The sequence below is a fragment of the Micromonospora sp. LOL_024 genome (assembly GCF_048060415.1).
GTDB lineage: Bacteria > Actinomycetota > Actinomycetes > Mycobacteriales > Micromonosporaceae > Micromonospora.
Genome location: NZ_JBHMIS010000144.1, coordinates 1 through 1132, shown reverse-complemented (window position 1 = coordinate 1132; position 1132 = coordinate 1). Strand labels below are relative to the sequence as shown.

Here is a 1132-nt window from a genome sequence, read left to right as displayed (position 1 = left end):
AACAGCGGCGCTTCTACTCCAAGCCTCACAAGTCAGACACCGTCACGACTTTGCCGGGGCCTGCTTCACAATCTGCTCGGCCGGCACACCGGCATCGAGGCGGGGGCGCGGTGGACGTCGCTAGTCTGCTCCAACGGCCCGAGGAGATCGACTTCGGGAAGCTGGCGCAGGTCATTGTCATGTGGATGCAACGGATACCGCACTCCGGTGCCCGCCGGGACATGCTCGGCAAGCTGACGGCCGCGTTGGCGGTCGCCGCAGCAACACCGCTGATGGACGTGCCAGGGCTCGACGGCCGCGCGGAGGCCGCGTCGGTGCCGGAGGTCAGCAGGTTCGACCCGGCGACGCTGGCGCACTGCGAGGCAATGATGCCCCACCTGCGTAGGCAGGGCGACGTGCTTGGGGCGGGCTCGACCCTCCCGACCACGCTCGCGTATCGGCGGATCGCGGAGCAACAGGCGAGGCTCGCGCCACCGGGCATAGCACGTGATCGGGCGGTTGCGGCATACGCCGAGCTGACCCAGTTGGCCGGGTGGCTATGTCTCAACCTCGGTAACCACAGCGCGGCCCAGCGCCTCTACGACGATGCGAGAGCCGCCGCGCACGAGGCGCGGGAGGTCGAGTTGGTGACCTACATCCTGTGCACGATGAGCCACCTGGCGACGTGGCAGGGCAAGCCTCGGGTCGGCATCGACCACGCGGTTGCCGCCGCCTCCTGGGCCGAGCAGAGCGGCAGTTCCTACGCCCGCGCCTATGCCGCCGATGTCGCCGTGCGTGCGCTGACCGCAGATGGCCAGGCCGCCCGGTCCCAGGAGTTCTTGGATCGTGAGTACGCCGCGCTGCAAGCGGCGACCGCCGACCAAGGGCCTTCACAGTCCTGGTGGTACTTCTACGACGAGTCCTTCTTCTGGAGCACCAGCGCCCAGAACGCGCTGAAGTTCCAGAAGGCGGATCAAGCCCTCGTGGCGACCGGCAAAGCGCTCAGCCTCAGCGATCAAGGCAACCTACATGAGCGGTCATTCCGGCTTTTGTTCCGGGCCGAGGCATTCGCACGCCAGCAGAACATCGGACGTACGTATTCAGCTTGAGGTGAGTCGCCGGCCGGATGTCCACTCTGGTTGATCGGCTGGCA

At 67.0% G+C, this 1132-nt stretch carries 1 protein-coding gene; it reads left to right on the top strand.

Annotated elements, in window-relative coordinates:
• The first annotated feature begins 110 nt into the window (after nucleotides 1-110).
• Nucleotides 111-1088 carry a hypothetical protein gene (locus tag ACFHWY_RS28600; protein ID WP_416583343.1) on the top strand — a complete coding sequence of 326 codons (978 nt, stop codon included), beginning with the start codon at nucleotides 111-113 and terminating at the stop codon, nucleotides 1086-1088.
• Nucleotides 1089-1132 lie beyond the last annotated feature (44 nt).